The following is a 3338-nucleotide window of genomic DNA, read 5'->3' as shown; positions in this document are numbered from 1 at the left end:
TAGCCGTAATTGCCTCCCATATAGACGACCCCGCCGCTGTAGTAGGCCTGGTCCGGACTCACATCGAGCGTGAAGCGGATCCGGCAGCCCGTAGGCCTCGCCCCGCCCTCCATCGACGCGATGAAGTCCGCGGCGTCCAGGGCGGCGTCGTAGAGGTTGAAGCCCTCAGCGCCCGCGCGATACCGCATCGTCACCGTGCCCATGTCGATGTCAGCGCTCGGATTGTGGCTCGGCACCAGGATGCCCTGATAGGCGTGCACCTGCGACGACCCCCACTGCGTCACGTAGTGATCCAGGTTGGGAATCGAACTGCTCTGAGCCACCGCCAGGATCGCCACGTTCCGCACCTGGCTGTCGGTCACGTTGAACGAGAAGCTCCCGTTCAAGTCGGTCGACCCGGTCGCGAGCGTAGCCTGTGTCGTGTTGTCGATCACCTTCACGTCGACCAACCGCACGGGCCTCGAGGGATGCGGACTCTGGAAGCCGTTGATGTCGATCGGCAAGTCCTCGTACAGGAACGTCCCCGACACCTGGAAGTTCGCCAAGGCCGGAGCCGCGAATATCCCGAGGAGGGCCAATCCGATGATCCACAATCTGTTATGCAATCCGCAACCTCCTGTCGGCCATGGCGTTCTGGGCGTGCGCCCCCGACGAACGGTGTTCAACTATCATAGCACACCGCTCGCGAGACCGCCAGGGGGACTGGGGGGAGCATGGCCCCCTTCGAGGACGGACTCCCATGCGCCCGACACCGGGGACGCGGGCCATGGGCTGCGCTCGCCCGGCTCCTGATTGCCGTCGTCATGGAGCCACACGGCACGCACGATTCCATCCGGGGCACGCGATCCGCGGCATGTCGTGGCGAGCCGCGATCCGCGGCGGGGGGGCGATGTCTGCGAATCGCAATCCGGATGGGTCTTGACGTCGTGCCGCTCCTTCAGGCATCCTTGACAACGTTGACTCCGGAATCGACCGGACGCAACCGGACCGAAAGGAGGCCCTCGATTCCATGACAAGAGCCCTTGCGAACATGGCGGGATTGGCCTCCGCCCTCGCCTAGGCGACTTCCTCCAGACCAGAAAGAGGCAGGCCCCCGAGATCATCCGGCCGCCGGGCCGGATCGGGTCGAGGTCCATTCCGCCCATCCGCATCGCCACACACCCTCGTGGATCGCACGGGAGGTTCCGGATGGGTTGCGCCTCGCCCCGAGTCGAATCGAGCCCAGGGATCTCCCCACGGATGACCGACTCGGGATGAGGTGGAAGACATTGGACAAGAAGACCCAGAAGGCGCTCAACGCCCGGATCGAGCGGATGTCGCCGGAAGAGCGCCGCGTCCTCTACAAACGAGCCAGAACCCTGCGTCGGGGAGGCAGTGGACTGGAAGTCGAATCGCCGTCCTCCGGGGACACCCGCCATGGCTCCCGGAACTGGCGCGATTGGCTTGGCGAGACGGACGAGCCCAACTACGTCCCCACTCGCTCCAGGAACCGCCCGCTCCGCGATGTGGCGACCGAGATTCTCCTCGGAGACTCCGCCGCGCCGGCCGGGATGGAACGCGACGCCGAGGCGATCCAGAGAGGGATCGTCACCGCCATCCTCCGCGACTCCTGCACGGTCTGGGACGGAGACATCGAGGTCGCCTGCGGATACGGACCCGTGCCGATGGCGGGAGGCGACGGCGCGGTCGCTGTTGGCGATGAAGTCGCCTTCGCGGCGCGCGCGGGCGCGCGCGGGCGCCTCGTGAGCGTCCATCCCCGCCGGACCGTCCTCGCGCGCCCCGACACGATCACCGGCCAGAAGATGAAGGTGCTCGCCGCTAACATCGACCTCGTGCTGATCGTGGCCTCGGCTCAGAGCCCTCCCATCCGGCCGCGCCTGATCGACCGGATCCTCATCGCGTCCCAGGTCGGGGGCGCTAAGGCGGCACTCTGCGTCAACAAGGTCGATCTGATCCGCTCGGCCGAGGAACGGGCGGAGATCGATCGAGCGCTCGGCCCGTACCGTGAGATCGGTCTCCGCGTGATCGACGCGTCGGCCGCTACCGGCGAGGGCATCGACGAGATACGCCGCCTCGCCGAGGGGAAGACCTGCGTCCTCGCGGGACACAGCGGGGTTGGGAAGTCCTCGATCCTGAACGCTCTCGATCCGTCCCTCGATCTGCAGACCGGCGAGGTGAGCAGGGCCACGGACAGGGGGCGCCATACGACCAGCGCCTCCCGGCTCATCCGGCTCCCCGGCGGGATCCGCATCATCGACACGCCCGGCGTCCGCCAGTTCGGGCTCTGGAAGATCAGCCCGGGGGATCTGGCGTCTTACTTCCCCGACCTCGAAGCGCATGCCGCGGCCTGCCGCTTCGCTGATTGCCGGCACCTGAGCGAGCCGGACTGTGCTGTCCGGGAGGCCGCGGGGGGGAATCCCTCCCTCCGCGCCCGCTACTCCACCTACAGGAGGATCGTCGCAACCATCTGAATCGCAGCGGACCGGCGTCTATTGAACGAATCCGCCTCCTGACGCGTCTGTGTGGCGTGGATTGGCAATCCCTGCCCCGGGGAAGAAGAAACTCTCCGCCGTCCCCCGGCGGAGATGCCAGGAGGACCCAATGAGGCCGCTGCGCGCATCGATCCTGTTCGCTCTGATTCTCATCTCCCCCGCGTCATCTCTCCTCGCGGGGGAGATTCACGAGGCGGTCACGGCCGGAAACCTCGACCGCGTCACTGAGCTTCTGCGTTCGGACCCCGCCCTCGTACGCAGCCCGAGCGAGGCGGGGTGCGCGGAGCTGCCGCTGCACCTGGCCGCCATGCAGGGGCAGGTGGAGATCGCCCGGCTGCTCCTGCAATCCGGCGCCGACATCGACGGATTCGACCGAGACGAGAGCACGCCCCTTCACGTGGCGGCCCTGCACCGCAAGTCGGAGATGGTCCGGTTCCTCCTGGACCAGGGAGCTGATGTCAACAGGCGCGACAAGAACGGCGCCTACGCCCTCAGCTTCGCCATCTCGGGAGGCGACCCGACTGCAATCCAGATGATCCTCGACGCGGGAGCCGATCTCAACCATGTCTCCCCCCAGGGAGGCACGCTCCTGCCGTCGGCCTGCATGCGCGGACTGTGGGATCTGGTCGATCTTCTTCTCGAGCGCGGCGTCGATATCAACCAGGGCGATCGGAACGGCACCACTCCCATGCACTGGGTCGCGTATCGGGATGATGCGGCCCGCGTGGCCGAGATGCTCCGGCGCGGCGCCAAGGCCTCGGCGGCCGACTCCAACGGCATGGTCCCTCTCCACGCCGCCGCGGAGCGTGGCGCGCTCGGCACCGCCAAAGCCCTTCTCGACGCGGG

3 protein-coding genes are annotated in these 3338 nt (G+C 67.3%); 2 read left to right on the top strand and 1 reads right to left on the bottom strand.

The window, feature by feature from the left end; genetic code table 11:
• On the bottom strand, positions 1-605 hold a 605-nt coding region (locus tag FJY88_12885; protein MBM3288224.1), incomplete at its 3' end, for a hypothetical protein.
• A 648-nt stretch (positions 606-1253) separates the two neighbouring features.
• On the opposite strand from FJY88_12885, the gene rsgA reads away from it, so the two are divergent.
• Both rsgA and FJY88_12875 read left to right on the top strand, forming a co-directional pair.
• Positions 1254-2471 (top strand): ribosome small subunit-dependent GTPase A, encoded by a 1218-nt coding sequence (gene rsgA / locus FJY88_12880; GenBank protein ID MBM3288223.1) that lies wholly within the window; start codon positions 1254-1256, stop codon positions 2469-2471.
• A 130-nt stretch (positions 2472-2601) separates the two neighbouring features.
• Positions 2602-3338 (top strand): hypothetical protein (locus FJY88_12875; protein MBM3288222.1); only part of this gene is annotated, 737 nt, incomplete at its 3' end.

Source organism: Candidatus Eisenbacteria bacterium, assembly GCA_016867495.1.
Classification (GTDB): domain Bacteria; phylum Eisenbacteria; class RBG-16-71-46; order CAIMUX01; family VGJL01; genus VGJL01.
The sequence above is the reverse complement of the archived record's forward strand: the minus strand, read 5'-3'. Positions and strand labels throughout refer to the sequence as shown.

Excerpts from the sequence above, each read along its gene's own strand:
- rsgA (MBM3288223.1), top strand. The coding sequence starts at position 1,254 with ATGAGGTGGAAGACATTGGACAAGAAGACCCAGAAGGCGCTCAACGCC.